This window comes from Trinickia caryophylli (assembly GCF_034424545.1).
In the GTDB taxonomy this organism is placed as follows: domain Bacteria; phylum Pseudomonadota; class Gammaproteobacteria; order Burkholderiales; family Burkholderiaceae; genus Trinickia; species Trinickia caryophylli.
On the sequence record NZ_CP139971.1, the window covers coordinates 950,388 to 965,160 of the forward strand.

Below are 14,773 nucleotides of genomic sequence, written 5' to 3' on the forward strand. Positions count from 1 at the left end.
GCGGGGTTGCCGCCGCGATGCGGGCTGCGGCCCTAGCGGTGCGCGGGGCGCGGCTGCGCCGTCGTCTGTTCGCGGCTGCCGCGCGGCGCGTCGATCGGCTCGATATCCTTCGTCGGATCGAAATCGGCCCAGCGCCCATGCTGCCAACGCCCGTGCGCGCGCTCGATTTCGAGGCTGCCCGCGTCACGCAGCACGGTCGCAGCCAACTGCTGGTTCTCGGGGTTCACGTGCACCGCGACGAGCACACCTGAATCGCGCGACTCGTGGGCAACCGCATGCTCGGGCACTTTGCCGCCGCCACGCGTGTGCGACATCGCACCCGCCAGCGAGCCGACATAGGCGCCCACGCCCGCTGCCGCGATCAAAACGATGAACGGTGCGGAGAAAAGACTGAAGATCGCGACCCCCACCACGGCACCGATCACGGCGCCGATCACCCCGCCCTTGCCCGCTCCCACTGACGCGCGCGAGGCCTGCGGATCGGCGTACTGATCTCCGCCGACGGCAAAGCGCGCGTGCTGGCCGCGCGGATTGACGAAAAAGAGCGTGACGTCTTCCTGCACGAAGCCGGATTCGAACAGGCGGCCTGCTGCCGCCTCGGCTTCATGAAAGGTCGTGAAACGACCGGCAACGATCAACGACATGATGACCTCCCGTTGCACCTGCGCGTATCCTTTGGACTCCTCATGATCGGGCGCGGTTCGACCCGGCCGGATCCGCCATCGTGCGCACCGGCGCACGTCTTTGCGCACGCATCGAGCGCTTTTTCGGCACGTTCAAATGCGTCTTGAGCATATTCAGGCGCATTCACGCGCTCTCGATGCGGAAAAGGCCGCTGCGCAATACCACCGCGGCGCCCCCATTCGCTTCGAGCGCGCGCGTACACACCTCGCGAATGCGGCCCTTGCCGGTTTCATAAGCGCGCAGAATGTCGGCCTCGAGCGGTGGCTGCGCCCCGAAATGGTCCTCCAGCGCTTCCAGCGTCACCGCACAGGCGAGCGGCACACCGTCGACGGCGGCCATGAAGCGCACGACGAGTTGCGCGCCGTCGTACATCGGCGGGTCGTCGGGAAAAGTAACGTCCATGGCTGCCCCCTGCTCATTGCCCGGCATGCGGCGGTTCCCATCGCTCGCGGTGCGCGCAGCGCCGCATCAGCGCGCTTGCGAGTGCTGCGACAGCCGCTCGACGATTTTCCGGTTGAACGCGGGAAGATCGTCAGGTTTTCGGCTCGTGATGAAATTGCCGTCTTCCACCACCTCCTCGTCCACCCAGGTCGCGCCGGCGTTGCGCAGATCGTCTTGCAAGCTGGGCCAGCTCGTCATCGTGTGGCCTTTGACGATCCCCGCCGAGATCGGCAGCCACCCGCCGTGGCAGATGACGGCAACTGGCTTGTGCGCATCATCGAGGGCTCGCACGAACGCCTGTGCCTCGGGCACCGTCCGGATCGCGTCGCCGTTGACGACGCCCCCCGGCAGCACCACCGCATCGTAGTCTTCGGGCTTGACCTGATCGAACGTCGCGTCCACGGTCACCATGCCGCCGCGTTCGACGTGCCGGAAACCCTGGATCTGCCCCGGCTTCTTCGAAATGACGTGCACCGTCGCGCCGGCCTCGGACAGCGCGCGCTTCGGCTCCATCAACTCGGCTTCTTCGAAGCCGTCCATTGCAAGCATCGCAACCTTGCATCCTTGTAGCGCCTTGGCCATGTTTCGGACTCCTCGCAAGTAACGAAGACATTCGGGCAAACACCGGAAAGCCGAGCAAGGCCGGTGCCCGCGCCGCAGTGCGGCAGGGCACGGCTACTGCGCCTTGCGCTCCCTCAGCTCGGCGGGCAGACCTTCGAGCAAGTCCGCCATGTCGTCCGCGTGCTCCTCCTCCGCGGCCAGAATCGATTCCATCACACGCCGCGAAGTCGGATCCTTTTCGCCGAGGTATTGGATGATCTCTCGATAGCTGTCGATCGCGACTCGCTCGGCCACGAGGTCTTCCTTGATCATTTCGACGAGCGATTTGCCCTCGACGTACTCCGCATGACTGCGCGTGAGCAGACCCTCAGGCGAGAAGTTCGGCTCGCCGCCCAACTGAACGATGCGCTCGGCGAGTTGGTCCGCGTGATCCCGCTCCTCGTTCGAATGCTCGAGAAACTCGTCGGCCACACCCGTGGAATGGATGCCCTTGGCCATGAAATAGTGGCGCCGATAGCGCAGCGTGCAGACGATTTCGGTGGCGAGCGCGTCGTTGAGCAGCTTGAGCACCGTGTCCCGATCGGCCTGGTAGCCGGCCGTGACGGCGCCCTCGGAGATATGCTCGCGAGCGCGTTTGCGGATTTCCTGAACATCGGTGAGGAACGGTTGGTGAGCCATCGTTTTCTCCATCGGTTCGAGTGACGCATTGACAAAACAACTGGCGAACGCTTGCCTGCCTGCGGCGATCCGCGGGCACGCGACACGGATACCGCCGGCATTTAACGTGCCAGCTTTGCTGGCATCGGCCGCATCCCGCGCGGGCACAGGGGTTGCGCCACTTGCAGCAACGCGTACGCTTGCCGCCGCTACCCCTGTTGTTTGTCAGAAAGGCATACCGATGACCCGATCCTCCACGAATCACTCGTCGACACGCCGGCGCGCAGGCCATCCGCCTCGCCAACGGCACGCGCAGGCAACCGCCTCGAAGAAGCACCACCCGCGCCGCTGGTCTCGCCATGTCATGGAGACGAGCGACGCCTTGGATCTGGAGCCCGGCATTTTCAAAAGCGGGAGCGCCGAAGACATTGCACGCTCGCTCAAGCGTTCGGCGCTTGCGAGCAAGCGCCGGCGCGGCACGCCGTACCAGTCGGCCATGTCCATGCTCAATTTCTATGTGAACCGGGCCGGCCGAAACCTGCCGAAATCGCAGCGTGGGGTGCTGCAGCGCGCAAAAGGCAAATTGCGCGAAGCGTTCGGCCGCGGGCACTGAGGGCTTCTTCGCCCATGCATGAAGCAGTCTGGTTTCTGATCGTCGGCGCGATGTTCGTCGGCATGGGGGTGGCGAGTTCGCTGTTCAAGCGCCTTCCGCTCACCGGCGCGATGCTCTATCTGGTCGCCGGCTTCGCCATCGGCCCGGCGGGAGCGGGCCTGCTTGCGCTGGACATCTTCAATGACGCCCACATCATCCGCATGCTGAGCGAAGTTGCGGTACTCGCTTCGCTGTTCGCAATCGGATTGCGACTGCGGTTGCCGCTCGTGGATGCACTCTGGACGCTGCCGTTAAGGCTCGGCCTGCTGGCCATGGTGATTACCGTGCCGATGCTCGCTGCCGTCGGAGTATGGGGCCTCGATCTGGCCTGGGGGCCGGCGTGGCTGTTGGCCGCGATGCTCGCTCCTACCGACCCGGTGCTTGCGCACGACGTACAGGTGAGAGATACGAACGACTTTGACCGCGTCCGGTTTGCGCTCTCGGGCGAAGGCGGGCTCAACGACGGCATCGCCCAGCCGTTCGCAATGGTCGCGCTCGCGCTTACCCCGCTCGGCACGGTGGCGTTTCGCCCGCCGTCGGTGCTCGCGCTCGCCGGCATGACGATATGGGGTGTCGTGGGCGCGGTGGTCATAGGTGCGCTCCTCGGATTTGCCACGACGCATGCGGTTGCGTGGCTGCGGACACGTCATGCGCAGGCACTCGGGCTCGAAGGTTTTTTCGCGCTTGGCTTGATCGAGCTGGCTTATGGGACGGCGCAGCTTCTGCATACGTTCGGGTTTCTGGCCGTCTTCGCGGCTGGTGTGGCGATGCGCCGCGTCGAGCATCGCGCGACGGGCGAGCGCACGCCGCAGGATGCCATCGGCGCGATCGACTCGTCCGACGTCGCGGCCACCGCGTCCCATCCTGACAAAGCCCACGCTTATATGGCCGAGAAAGTACTGGGTTTTACCGTCGAACTCGAAAGGATTGCCGAAATGGCGATGATGATGATGGTTGGCAATTTGCTCGGCACGCTCGATGCGCCGCTCGTCACCTGGCGCAACGCCGGGATCGTCGCGGCGCTGTTTCTCGTCATCAGGCCCATTGCCGTGGAGCTTTCGTTGATCGGGTCACAGGCGGCGCCAGCCGAACGGCGCATGATGAGCTGGTTCGGCATTCGCGGCATCGGCACGCTCTATTACCTCGCCTATGCCCTGGAGCAGGACCAAAGCGAGCAAATGAAAGCGCTAGCGCCGATCGCGCTCGCCGTCGTGACCGCATCGGTGTTTATTCATGGCGTATCCGCTACGCCGCTCATGAAGCAGTATCAGCGCCACCACGCCCGCCGTGCGGCTCGCACTCGCAAGTGACGGTCAGTCGCCGGTGAAAACTGCCGTACATTGCCCACGCACGATACCGCGACGGGCCGCAAAGGCGGGCTCGTTTGCGACCACCGTTTGACTCCGCAGCGGTACACCCGTCAGGGACCGCCTTCTGGCTTCAACCGCGTCCGGTAAGGTGGAACACTCTGCGGATCTGCGGTCGTCTCGTCGATCACGCGTTCGACGTCCGCGGTCTTTGCCAATTCGGACAGAAATGTCTGCTTATCGAAGCCGGGTGCCACACAGCCTTGCACGTAGACGAAACGCCGTTGCAGCATCAGCCATAGCGTCGTCCGCGTTTTCCAATGTGTCGCGGGCTCGATGTTCGTGAGGCGCCGCTTCACCGCCTCGGCGATTTCCTTGTCATAGAGATAACTGTTCGATAAACGGCACCGCCCTTCCCACCAGCAGCTGTTGCCGCGTTCGATGCGGTAATGGCCCTCGGCCAGCCACTCGGCATCCGTTTCGAGCGGGCCGAGCGGCGCCGGGCAGCCTGGAAGCGCCGCCGATATGGAAAAGAATGGATCGTCCCCGCGGTTGACGCGCCGCGGCTCGGCAAGCGCCCATGCGGTCGCCGCAATGAGTCCCAGCACCGCACCACGCAATACCAGAGTACGCCGCATGTCGCCGAGCCCCCGAATCGGTTGAAATCCGCATGAAGCTGCGCGATTTCAACACGCCCTCGCGCCATTTGGCAATATCGCCGCACGGGGCCGGCATCGCTCGTTGCATGTCGTCAATCGGCGTGGCCTTTCCCACGCCGCCGGTGGTCCCTCCCTCCGGACCGGCGCTCCGCGGCTCAGCATGCGTCGGTAATCGGCCCCGCGCTCGCGAACTCGAGCACACGCAAGATCAGCTGCGGCGTCAAAGGCTTCGCGCAGTGTGCGTCGAACCCGGCCTCGCGCGCCTTTTCGCGATCGTAACTCGACGCATAGCCGCTACAAGCGATCAGCAGCATGTGCGCGGTCTCGGCATCGGCACGCAGTTGGCGCGCAAGCTCGAGGCCGTCGATCCCGGGCATCACGATATCGAGCAGCACGGCGAATGGCTGCCAGTCCCGTGCAATCGCGCATGCTTCGAGCGGATCGCTCGTTGCACGGCACTCGAATCCATCGGCGTCGAGCAAAAGTTGCAACGCTTCTGCCGCATCGCGGTAGTCGTCCACCACGAGCACGCGGCGATGCCCCGCCATGGCCGGACGGAACGTCCGCCAAAGCACGACATCGTCGTTCGGATCGGGCTGGCGAGTGTCGGTCACGGGCAGCTCCCTTGTTGCAGGTCATATAGGCGCGAACGTATTGCGTTGCAAAATACGAACCAGCCGGCATACCACGTTCGAAGGCATGCACATTGCTCCCGCTTCTGGCACGATTCATGTCGTATGAGCGCGGCACTCGATAAGCAAAGCAATAAGGAACCAGCCATGTCGATTTCCACTGCGGCACCGCGTCTTCTTCTCGTCGGCACCCTGAGCGCAATGAGCGCCCTGCTCGCCCCCGTTCAAGTGGCCGCCCAAACACCATCGCCGCTCGCGCAATGGCAATACTCGGCGGGTATCACGCTCGAGCAGCTGTTCATGCCGCAATTGCCTACCTGGCGCATCCGCGTCGGGCCGTCGTTCAGCTTTCAGCCACGCTACGACGGTGCAAGCAGCTATCACGTGCTCTTTGGCCCGACCATCGATATCCGCTACCGCGACCGGTTTTTCCTGTCGACGGGGGAGGGCTTGGGCGTGAACGTGCTGACCGGGCCGAACTGGCGAGCGGGCGTTGCCCTGTCGTACGATCTCGGGCGCCGTGCGGCAGACGATTCCGATCACTTGCACGGCATGGACAACATCAATCCCGCCCCGCTGATTCACCTGTTCGGCGAGTATGTGTGGTCAAAATCCTTTCCGCTCGTATTACGCGCAGATCTGCGCCGCGCGGTGGGCGGCGACAACGGGTGGGTGGGAGACCTCGGCGCCTACATGCCGATGCCGGGGAGCAGCGAGAAATTCAATTGGTTCGCCGGGCCGACGATCACGTTCGCCGATTCCAATTACATGAATCACTGGTTCGGCGTGAACGCCGCCCAGTCCGCTCGCAGTGGCTACCGGCAGTACGACCCCTCGGCCGGCGTCAAATCGGTCGGCTTCGGCGTTGCCGCCACATGGATGCCGCGCAAGAACTGGTACGTTACCGGCAACGCGGCCTATCAACAGCTCGTCGGCTCAGCCGCCGATAGCCCCATCGTCCAGCGCAAAGGGTCGGGCGTCTTCGATTTGTCGGTCAGCTATCAGTTTTGAAAGGGCGGCGGCGCGGGCGGCCGCCCGCCCCTTACAGCGACGGCAACGGCGACTGAACACTCGCCGTGCGCTCGCGACTGCGCTCGCCGCGCAAAACGCTCGCGAGCATGGCCCATTCGCGCCCGAGCGCATCGAGCACGTCATCGAGCGAAAGCACGCCCACGACCGCGCCATCCGCGCTCGTTACCGCAAGCCGCCGCAAACCGTGACTCGCCATCGCCTGCAACGCATCTGCTATGTCGGCCTTTTCGTCTACCGACAACACGCCGGCCGTCATGATGTCGCCGACGAGCACGTCGCGCGGTGCGGTGTCCCGCACAACGGCGTGGATCACAATGTCCCGGTCGGTCACGATACCGACGACTCCCTCGCCTTGCCCGTCGTCCGTAACGATCAAGGCGCCGACGTGCTGGTCGCGCATCTGCCTGGCTGCCTCCTGCAGCGTACAGGTCATGGGGATGTGAACCGTACCGCCGCTACGGAATTCCTCGACTTTCATCGCAGTCTCCTTGAAGAGCATCAGCGACTAGCGTGTTCCGTTGCGGCTCGCCCCGGATTGACTCACGTCAACGAACCCGTTTCCGCGCGATCGGCGCCGCGCCATCCAAAGGCGTCCCACCCAGCGATTGGAAAAGCGCCGCCGTATCCGAAAGACGATCGGCCTCGGCCTTGGTCCGATCCAGCAACGTGTCGAGCGCAGCGCGCTGCGCCTCGATCAGCTCGGCTTCGCTGATACCGCCCGCCGCATGGCGTGACGCCGCGATATCAGCCCGACCTTGCTGCTGCCTCGCCGCCCGATCGCGCTCGGCGAGCGCGATCGCATCGTGCTGCAACGCGCGCAGCACGTCGGCCACCTGCTGTAATGCGCCGAGCACGGTTTCGCGGTAGTCGGCCAGCGCGGCATCGTAAGCCGCCATGGCAGCCCTTCGTTGCGCGTGCAACGCTCCGCCGTGAAAAATCGGTTGGGTGAGACTTGCGCCGACGTTCCACACGTTCAGGCTATCGAGCAGGTTGCGAATATGCCGACGTTCGCTCCCTGCGCCGGCCGAAATGACGATCTGCGGATACAGGTTGGCCGTGGCCACCCCAACGTTCGCGCTGGCCTCGTGCAGCAGAGCCTCCGCCGCGCGGATATCGGGGCGCTCGCGAGCGAGCGTCGACGGCAACGTAAGCGGCAGATCGGCGGGCAAGCGAATAGCTTCGAGCGCGATGTCGTCAAAGGCCGCAACTGAAGGTGCCTCCCCGGTCAGCACCGCAAGCCGGTGCTCGGCCTGCGCGTGCTGCGTTTCGAGCGGCGCCAGCGCCGCACGCGTCTGCGCAAGCAGCGCACGTTGCGCGCGCACATCGAATTCCGCCAAGCCGCCCGCACGCATGCGCCCCTCCATGATCTCGAGCCGCCGCGCCTCGTAGCGCTCGATCTCTTGCGTCAAACGGATCTGGCGCTGCAACGACGCGCGCCTGATCGCCGCCGATACGACGTTGCCCGCCAGCGTCAGGCGGGCGGCCTCCAATTCGTATCCGTCATAGTCCACATGCGCACGCGTCGCCTCGAGTGCGCGACGATTCGCGCCAAACAAATCGAGCGCATAGCTGACGCTCACCGATGCATCGTAGAGCGTGAACGGCCCCGGGCTCGCCACATTCGGCAACCCCACGGAAGACAGGTCGACTTGCTTGCGCGTGGCCGACAGGCTCGCATCGACCGCAGGCAGCAGCACCTGCCCCGCCTCGGCACGATAGTTCTCCTCGGCCTGCCTGAGCCGCGCGCGCGCCGCCTCGAGCGTGGGGCTGTTGCGCAGTGCCGCATCGACGAGCCGGTCGAGCGGCGCGCAACCAAACGTGGTCCACCACATGTAGGGAGCAGCGGGCACGACTGCAAACGACTGCGCCGTGCCGTTCGTGCCGCCGGCCGAAGCGGTGGCGGTAGGCTGTGCGCCACGCGTGTACTGCTGCGCGTCCGGTGCGGCGGGCTGCCGGAAATCCGGCCCCATCGCGCAGCCGCCCGACAACAGCACTGCGACTGACACGACGCAGCGAACGACGACCGAGGCACGAGCGAACGGGTTCATAAGCGCGCCTAATCGAGCGTGCGCCGGTAAAAGCGCAGTGCAATGGCGACGACCACCAGGGTGAACAATACGAGCGGCCACACCGATGGCCACATCTCGGTCCAGCCCACGCCCTTGAGCAAAATGCCACGCACGAGCCGCGTGAAATAAGTGAGCGGTAACAGATTGCCGATAGCCCGCGCCCACATCGGCATACCGGCGAACGGGAAAAGAAATCCGGAAAGCAGAATGCTCGGCAGGAAATAGAAGAACGTCAGTTGCATGCCCTGCAACTGATTCTGTGCGAGCGAGGAAAGCATGATGCCGACGGTCAGATTTGCCGCGATGAACAGCAGCGCCGCAACGTACAGCGCGAGCAGGCTTCCAGCGAACGGCACATGAAATACGAAGCGCGCCGCGAGGAGGATGATCGAGACTTGTATGAGCCCGATGAAAACGTAGGGCACGATCTTTCCCGTGATGACCTCCAGCGGCTGCACGGGAGTGGCAAGCAGGTTCTCCATCGTTCCGCGCTCGCGCTCGCGCGTGATTGCAAGCCCTGTCATCATCACCATCGTCATGGTGAGAATGACGCCGATAAGGCCCGGCACGACGTTATATTGCGTAATGCCCTCGGGGTTGTAGAGGCGATGCACCTGAATATCGAACGGCGCGGAACGTCCCTTCAAATGCGCGAGCGCGCCGGTCAGGTCTTTGTCGGCAACGGGCTGGACCAGTCCGGCAAGCGCTTGCAGCGCGGAGCTCGTCGCCACAGGGTCGGTCGCATCGGCTTCGACCAGCAGCGGCGGGCGCTCCCCGCGCAAAAGCCGCCGGGAGAAATCGACCGGCACACTCAGCACGAACTGCACCTCCCCGCGCGCCAGCGCCCGGCGTCCGGACGCCTCGTCCGGCAGGCTCTCGACGATATCGAAGTACGCCGAGTTCCCAAGTGCGGCAACGACGCTGCGCGCGAACGGGCTTTGATCCGATACGACGATCGCGGTCGGCAAATGCTTGGGGTCCGTATTGATCGCAAAACCGAAAAGCGCCAATTGAATGACGGGAATGCCCACGATCATCGCGAACGTCAGGCGATCGCGCCGCAATTGCAGAAATTCCTTGCGCACAATGCCCCACCATCGAGCGGGCGAGAAATGTCCGGCGATGCTCATCGGCTTGCTCCGGGCGGCTTGTCCGCGTCCGATCGATTCATCAAGTAGATGAAGACGTCTTCGAGCCCGGTCGGGATAGCGGCGATATGCAGCCGCCTGTCGGCCTCGAGCTGCGCCAGCGTGGCCGAAAGCGTGGTGGCATCGCTACCGCTCACATGCAGCGACGCTCCGAATACGACCGTCTGATCGACGCCTTGCATCGTCGCGAGCCGCTGCGCGAGCGCGGAAAGTTCAGGGCCTTCGATCGACCATGTCGAGAGGTGCTGCGAGTCGACCACTTCGCTCGCGCTCCCTTGTGCGAGCAGCACGCCGTCCGCAATGTAGGCGAGCTTGTGGCAACGCTCGGCTTCATCCATGTAGTGCGTGCTCACGAGCACCGATATTCCCTTCGCCGCGAGCCGGTGCAGTTCCTCCCAGAACTCTCGGCGAGCATTCGGATCGACGCCTGCCGTCGGCTCGTCGAGCAGCAGCAGCCTTGGCTCATGCAGCATGCAGGCAGCCAACGCAAGCCGCTGCTTCCATCCGCCCGACAGCGCACCCGCGAGCTGCTCCGACCGATCCACGAGCCCGAGCGATTCGAGTGCGTGCTGCACCGCCAACTTGCGATCCGGCATCTGATAGACGCGCGCGACGAAATCGAGGTTTTCTCGGATCGAGAGGTCTTCCCAATACGAAAAGCGTTGCGTCATATAGCCAACGTGGCGCTTGATTTCGACGCTCTCGCGCAAGATGTCGTAGCCAAGGCAGGTGCCGCTACCCGAGTCGGGCGTCAACAGGCCGCACATCATCCGGATCGACGTGGTCTTGCCGCTGCCGTTCGGCCCGAGAAAACCGAAGATCTCGCCACGCCGCACCTGCAGCGAGACGTCCTTGACCACATGCTTGCTGCCGAAGCGCTTGTTGAGCTTGCGCACGTCGATCGCGTATTCGCCCACGTAATCGTTGCCGCTCATGGCAACCGCACCTCGACGGGCTGACCTGGGTGCAGCTTCGGCGCATCGGCAGCGGACGGATGCGCTTCCACCATGAAGACGAGCTTCGAACGGCTTTCGTTGCTGTAGATGACGGGCGGCGTGTATTCGGCCTCGCTCGACACGTAGGTCACCACGCCCGCGATATCGGCTGCACAGCCATCGCAGTGCACGAGCACGCGGGCACCCGTCTTCAATCGGCCGACCACCGTTTCGGGCACGAAGAAGCGAACCTTGATATTTTGCGGCGGCAGCATCTGCACGACAGGGCTGCCGGCCTGCACCCATTCGCCGATGCGATAAAGCGTGTCGTAGATCACGCCGGCCTGCGGAGCCGCCACGCGCTTTTCGTCGAGCTTCCACTGCGCTTCGGCCAGCGCGGCCTGCGCCGCGTCCATCTGGGCTCGTTGCGCGGCAATCTGCTGCGAGCGTGCCGGCAATTGCGCAACGGCCACCTGATTCGTCAGCTCACGCACCTGTGCCGCCGCTGCATCGGCTTGCCCGCGCGAATCGTCGAGTTGCCCCTTCGAGATACCGCCCGCGCGGTACTGTGCCTCGTCGCGTGCGAGCTGCAGCGCGGCCTTGCGGGCATTGGCCGCGGCCTGTGCAAGCTGCGCCCTGCTTACGTTCACCTCCGGAGGCCGCTTACCCGTCAGCGCATCGGCCAGTTGCGCGCGCGCCGCCGCGAGCTGATGCCGCGCCTGGGCCAGCGCAGCCGTTTCGTACACCGCCTCGAGCGAGAAAAGCGGCGCGCCCGCAGCGACCGTTTGCCCGCGCCTCACCGCGAGCGCGGTCAACGCGCCCGATTGTGACGACGACAAATAAACGAACTCCCCCTCGGCGTAGCCCTGCCAGCTATCGGTGCGCGTGCGGTCGCAGCCGCCCGCCGCGAGCGCGAACACCATGGCAACCACCACGCCGCCAAGTCGCCCCCTGCCCGTCACGATCGCCTCCTGCCAGCGGTGCCCGCGGCACGGGAGCGCGCGGCCGCATGTGCCGTGCGAGGACCGCGCGACACATGGAGGCCGTTCGCCAGCAGCGCGGCGACATGGCGATGGAGCGTCTCGCGGTCGATCTCGGGCATGCCCGGCAAGCCCTGCCAGACCTTGGCGGTAGCAAGCGGCAGCATGACGAGCGCGAGTATCGACAGGAAAACGAGCGAGGGTTCGATCTCGCCGCGGACGGTGCCGGCCTTTTGCCCCGCTTTCACCTGCCGTGCAAATTGCTGGAGCCGCTCGACGGGCAAACGTCCGAGCACGCGCTCGCGCAGCATGCCGCCCTCGTTGACGATCTCTCGCAGCCATAACGACGGCAACCACGGCATGCGTCCCGTGACGTCGAAAAGCCGATCCACGAGCGCGTGAGCCAGCGTGATCGGATCCGCGCCCGCTCGGGCCGAGCCGATCTGCCAGACGAACTCGATTGCCTGCATGATGCGCTCCTCGACGATCACATCGAGCAAGGTTTCGCGGTTGCGAAAGTAGTAATGCACCATGGCCGAGGTGACACCGCCCGCGTCCGCGATCTGCGCCATCGTGGTCGCGGCGATGCCCTTCTCGGCGAAGAGCCGCGTCGCGCAATCGAGCAGATGCTCGCGGCCATCGGTTTCGGGGGCACGCCGGCGGCCTCGCGTTCTGCTCGCGGCGATCAGCGTTTCTTTCATGACCATTTCAATCTAATTGATGAATTAGTTAATTTCAAGTAACGCCTGCGCGGCATGGCCATCATCACGCACCAACCGCCTGCCTCGGTTGATGCATGTCAACGTCGCTGTACGCGAGCCGGCCCCGCGTTCGCCGCCTGCGTGTAAGCCGTATCTGACACGACGACAGAATTCCCCACAGCATTTGCATCCTCGTCCGATTTCCAGGCGCGGTGGTTTCGGCGACACTTGAGCCATGAATCGCAAGCAGTCGAGTCCCGCCGTGAAGGTATTTCTGGTTGAAGATTACGTGCCGATTCGCGAGCGACTCGCGGAATTGATCCACACCGTCGAGGGCGCGCGCGTCGTAGGCGTTGCCGACGAAGCCGAAGACGCGCTCGAGCGCATCAAAGCAAGCGAACCCGACATCGTCATCGTCGATCTCCAATTGAGAGCCGGAACGAGCGGCATGTCAGTCCTCAAATGGCTGCGCGAGCACGCCCCCCACGTCGTGGCCGTCGTCCTCAGCAACATCGCCTATCCGCAGATGCGGCAGGCTTGTCTCGATCTGGGCGCGCGACTCGTGCTCGACAAGGCTTCCGAAGCGCTGCACGTGCGCGACGCCGTCGCACAGATCGCGCTGGCGCGGGCGGGCGACTGAGCGGAACCACCCACCCGTTCACTCCATCGGCAACGGCAGTTGCGCCTGGCCGTCCGTCGCCGGGCGCTCGTCCACGGCGGCCTCCCGAAGTCCATACCGCACCATCAGCCGGTAGAGCGTGGAGCGCGAAACGCCGAGTTCCGCCGCCACGTCGTTGATACGATCCAGATGCCGCAGCAGGGCCCTCTCGATGGCGGCCTTTTCGGCCGCCTCGCGCGCCTCGGCGAGGGTCATCGCCGGCCCCGAGGATAGCTTTGCCAAGCCCAGATCTTCGGCCGTCAGCAGTCTCCTGTCCGACATGACGATCGCCCGCCGTACCCGGTTGATCAACTCCCGCACGTTGCCAGGCCACGCATAGGCATGTATGGCGTCGAGCGCGCACGGGGCAAACCCGCGAATGGGCCGGCCGCCTTCGGCCCTGAAGGTCTGAAGGATATGATGCGCGAGCAGGTCGATGTCCTTTCCGCGTTCGCGCAGCGGCGGCTCGTCTACGCGCAGCACGCACAGGCGATGATAGAGGTCCGCGCGAAACCGGCCCTCCACAACCGCTGCTTCGAGATCGACGTGAGTGGCCGAGACGATCCGTGCGTCGACCCGTATCGAGACGTGCCCGCCGAGCCGTTCGATGGATCCCTCCTGCAGAAAGCGCAGCAGGCTCGCCTGGCTTTCGAGCGGCAGATCGCCGATCTCGTCGAGAAACAGCGTGCCGCCGTCGGCCGATTCGATGCGCCCGATCCTGCGTTCGGTCGCGCCCGTGAACGCACCGCGCTCGGAGCCGAATAGTTCGGACTGCAGAAGATGATGCGGGATCGCGCCGCAGTTGATCGGAACGAAAGGCGCGCTACTTCTGGCGGACTGCTCGTGGATCGCCTGCGCCGTGAGTTCCTTGCCGGTGCCCGACGCGCCGGAAATGAAGACCGGCGCGTCGGTTCGCGCCACCTTGCGCACGAGGCCGAACAACCGGAGCATCGCGTCGCACTGCCCAACGATGCGCGCGTCTTCCGGCGCGGGCGGCTCCGCTCCGCCACAGTCGGTAACGTCCAGAAGCTCCGACATCCCCAGCGCGTGCCCAAGAACGGCCGCTATCCGGGCCGGCTCCGCCGGCAGCGTCACATAGTCGAAGCAATGCGCCCGTATGAAACGACGCACCGGGTCATGGCTGGCACTGCCGCGCGAAACGGCGGCCACCCAATTCGCGTTCGAGGCGCGCACGAATGCTTCCAGTGCCTGCAGATCCTCCCCCTTCGCGTGCGCGAGATCGACCAGCCCGACCGCAGCGCCGCCACGTCTCGTCTTGCGCGGGCGTCGAGCCCCGCATCCGACAGTATCGATTTGCCAGCCGCCATGCCCGAGGTAGTCAAGGAGCGATCGATCTGGCTCGTCGCTGACATACAGCAGACTACGAGTCGTGAGCCGTCCTTCCTTCGGCACCTCCCCAGCGGCCGTACTGCCTGAATGCCGTTCAACGCTGTCATGCTGTCTGCAAGGTGCGCCCATCGATCGATTCCCGATAGAAGTCGTCTGGGTGAAACGTTTACATCAGGGGATTAGGGCGAGTATTCCAGGCAAGGGGCTTCTCGCGCATTGATCGGGATCAATATCGCGGGCCGTTGCTGCTTCTGGTTTGCGGGGAAGCACGGGATTTCGCGAGGTGTCTGCTGTTACCGCGGCGCCC

17 protein-coding genes are annotated in these 14,773 nt (G+C 64.7%); 4 read left to right on the forward strand and 13 right to left on the reverse strand.

Annotated features, from left to right (window positions below; translation table 11 throughout):
* Positions 1-32: 32 nt before the first annotated feature.
* From U0034_RS23405 to U0034_RS23420, 4 genes are all read right to left on the reverse strand, one after another.
* Positions 33-644 (reverse strand): hypothetical protein, encoded by a 612-nt coding sequence (locus U0034_RS23405; protein ID WP_085229713.1) that lies wholly within the window; start codon positions 642-644, stop codon positions 33-35.
* A 163-nt stretch (positions 645-807) separates the two neighbouring features.
* Positions 808-1,086, reverse strand: coding sequence for a DUF1488 family protein (locus U0034_RS23410; RefSeq protein WP_085229714.1), 279 nt, complete (start codon positions 1,084-1,086; stop codon positions 808-810).
* Between the two features lie 66 nt (positions 1,087-1,152).
* Positions 1,153-1,707 (reverse strand): type 1 glutamine amidotransferase domain-containing protein, encoded by a 555-nt coding sequence (locus tag U0034_RS23415; RefSeq protein WP_085229715.1) that lies wholly within the window; start codon positions 1,705-1,707, stop codon positions 1,153-1,155.
* 93 nt (positions 1,708-1,800) lie between these two features.
* Positions 1,801-2,364: a ferritin-like domain-containing protein gene (locus tag U0034_RS23420; protein WP_085229754.1), complete on the reverse strand. Its 564-nt coding sequence runs from the start codon at positions 2,362-2,364 to the stop codon at positions 1,801-1,803.
* 220 nt (positions 2,365-2,584) lie between these two features.
* Here U0034_RS23420 and U0034_RS23425 point away from each other — a divergent pair, with 220 nt between their 5' ends.
* Positions 2,585-2,956 carry a DUF3175 domain-containing protein gene (locus U0034_RS23425; protein WP_085229716.1) on the forward strand — a complete coding sequence of 124 codons (372 nt, stop codon included), beginning with the start codon at positions 2,585-2,587 and terminating at the stop codon, positions 2,954-2,956.
* A 14-nt stretch (positions 2,957-2,970) separates the two neighbouring features.
* Entirely contained in the window at positions 2,971-4,305 is a 1,335-nt protein-coding gene (locus U0034_RS23430) for a cation:proton antiporter (RefSeq protein WP_085229717.1), read from the forward strand.
* A 110-nt stretch (positions 4,306-4,415) separates the two neighbouring features.
* Here U0034_RS23430 and U0034_RS23435 read toward each other — a convergent pair whose 3' ends face one another.
* Positions 4,416-4,940 (reverse strand): hypothetical protein, encoded by a 525-nt coding sequence (locus U0034_RS23435; RefSeq protein ID WP_085229718.1) that lies wholly within the window; start codon positions 4,938-4,940, stop codon positions 4,416-4,418.
* Positions 4,941-5,116: 176 nt separating this feature from the next.
* A complete protein-coding gene (locus U0034_RS23440; protein ID WP_085229719.1) occupies positions 5,117-5,575 on the reverse strand; it encodes a response regulator in 459 nt (152 codons plus the stop codon).
* A 165-nt stretch (positions 5,576-5,740) separates the two neighbouring features.
* Between U0034_RS23440 and U0034_RS23445 the strand changes: the two genes are divergently transcribed.
* Positions 5,741-6,604 (forward strand): MipA/OmpV family protein, encoded by an 864-nt coding sequence (locus U0034_RS23445; RefSeq protein WP_085229755.1) that lies wholly within the window; start codon positions 5,741-5,743, stop codon positions 6,602-6,604.
* A gap of 31 nt (positions 6,605-6,635) precedes the next feature.
* Here U0034_RS23445 and U0034_RS23450 read toward each other — a convergent pair whose 3' ends face one another.
* From U0034_RS23450 to U0034_RS23475, 6 genes are all read right to left on the reverse strand, one after another.
* Complete coding sequence (locus U0034_RS23450) at positions 6,636-7,103, reverse strand: CBS domain-containing protein (RefSeq protein WP_085229756.1); 468 nt, start codon at positions 7,101-7,103, stop codon at positions 6,636-6,638.
* Positions 7,104-7,170: 67 nt separating this feature from the next.
* Positions 7,171-8,673, reverse strand: a complete 1,503-nt coding sequence (locus tag U0034_RS23455) for an efflux transporter outer membrane subunit (RefSeq protein ID WP_085229720.1) — start codon at positions 8,671-8,673, stop codon at positions 7,171-7,173.
* 8 nt (positions 8,674-8,681) lie between these two features.
* A complete protein-coding gene (locus tag U0034_RS23460; RefSeq protein WP_085229721.1) occupies positions 8,682-9,824 on the reverse strand; it encodes an ABC transporter permease in 1,143 nt (380 codons plus the stop codon).
* Positions 9,821-10,777 (reverse strand): ABC transporter ATP-binding protein, encoded by a 957-nt coding sequence (locus U0034_RS23465; RefSeq protein ID WP_085229722.1) that lies wholly within the window; start codon positions 10,775-10,777, stop codon positions 9,821-9,823. Before U0034_RS23465 ends, U0034_RS23460 begins: the two co-directional genes overlap by 4 nt.
* Positions 10,774-11,700 (reverse strand): HlyD family secretion protein, encoded by a 927-nt coding sequence (locus tag U0034_RS23470; RefSeq protein WP_085229723.1) that lies wholly within the window; start codon positions 11,698-11,700, stop codon positions 10,774-10,776. The genes U0034_RS23465 and U0034_RS23470 overlap by 4 nt, the downstream gene beginning before the upstream one ends.
* A gap of 35 nt (positions 11,701-11,735) precedes the next feature.
* The gene (locus tag U0034_RS23475; RefSeq protein ID WP_386092432.1) at positions 11,736-12,458 is read right to left on the reverse strand and encodes a TetR/AcrR family transcriptional regulator; all 723 of its coding nucleotides are present in this window, start codon (positions 12,456-12,458) and stop codon (positions 11,736-11,738) included.
* Between the two features lie 235 nt (positions 12,459-12,693).
* Here U0034_RS23475 and U0034_RS23480 point away from each other — a divergent pair, with 235 nt between their 5' ends.
* Entirely contained in the window at positions 12,694-13,098 is a 405-nt protein-coding gene (locus tag U0034_RS23480; protein ID WP_085229725.1) for a response regulator transcription factor, read from the forward strand.
* An 18-nt stretch (positions 13,099-13,116) separates the two neighbouring features.
* Here the strand turns inward: U0034_RS23480 and U0034_RS23485 are convergent, their stop codons facing one another.
* Positions 13,117-14,529 (reverse strand): sigma-54 dependent transcriptional regulator, encoded by a 1,413-nt coding sequence (locus U0034_RS23485; protein ID WP_244142499.1) that lies wholly within the window; start codon positions 14,527-14,529, stop codon positions 13,117-13,119.
* Positions 14,530-14,773: the final 244 nt, after the last annotated feature.

Bases quoted from the DNA above. Each gene is read 5' to 3' on its own strand.
- U0034_RS23405 (WP_085229713.1), bottom strand. From the start codon at position 644: ATGTCGTTGATCGTTGCCGGTCGTTTCACGACCTTTCATGAAGCCGAG.
- U0034_RS23430 (WP_085229717.1), top strand. From the start codon at position 2,971: ATGCATGAAGCAGTCTGGTTTCTGATCGTCGGCGCGATGTTCGTCGGC.
- U0034_RS23420 (WP_085229754.1), bottom strand. From the start codon at position 2,364: ATGGCTCACCAACCGTTCCTCACCGATGTTCAGGAAATCCGCAAACGC.
- U0034_RS23450 (WP_085229756.1), bottom strand. From the start codon at position 7,103: ATGAAAGTCGAGGAATTCCGTAGCGGCGGTACGGTTCACATCCCCATG.
- U0034_RS23455 (WP_085229720.1), bottom strand. From the start codon at position 8,673: ATGAACCCGTTCGCTCGTGCCTCGGTCGTCGTTCGCTGCGTCGTGTCA.
- U0034_RS23445 (WP_085229755.1), top strand. From the start codon at position 5,741: ATGTCGATTTCCACTGCGGCACCGCGTCTTCTTCTCGTCGGCACCCTG.
- U0034_RS23415 (WP_085229715.1), bottom strand. From the start codon at position 1,707: ATGGCCAAGGCGCTACAAGGATGCAAGGTTGCGATGCTTGCAATGGAC.
- U0034_RS23435 (WP_085229718.1), bottom strand. From the start codon at position 4,940: ATGCGGCGTACTCTGGTATTGCGTGGTGCGGTGCTGGGACTCATTGCG.
- U0034_RS23480 (WP_085229725.1), top strand. From the start codon at position 12,694: ATGAATCGCAAGCAGTCGAGTCCCGCCGTGAAGGTATTTCTGGTTGAA.
- U0034_RS23460 (WP_085229721.1), bottom strand. From the start codon at position 9,824: ATGAGCATCGCCGGACATTTCTCGCCCGCTCGATGGTGGGGCATTGTG.
- U0034_RS23475 (WP_386092432.1), bottom strand. From the start codon at position 12,458: ATGAAAGAAACGCTGATCGCCGCGAGCAGAACGCGAGGCCGCCGGCGT.
- U0034_RS23465 (WP_085229722.1), bottom strand. From the start codon at position 10,777: ATGAGCGGCAACGATTACGTGGGCGAATACGCGATCGACGTGCGCAAG.
- U0034_RS23470 (WP_085229723.1), bottom strand. From the start codon at position 11,700: ATGGTGTTCGCGCTCGCGGCGGGCGGCTGCGACCGCACGCGCACCGAT.
- U0034_RS23425 (WP_085229716.1), top strand. From the start codon at position 2,585: ATGACCCGATCCTCCACGAATCACTCGTCGACACGCCGGCGCGCAGGC.
- U0034_RS23410 (WP_085229714.1), bottom strand. From the start codon at position 1,086: ATGGACGTTACTTTTCCCGACGACCCGCCGATGTACGACGGCGCGCAA.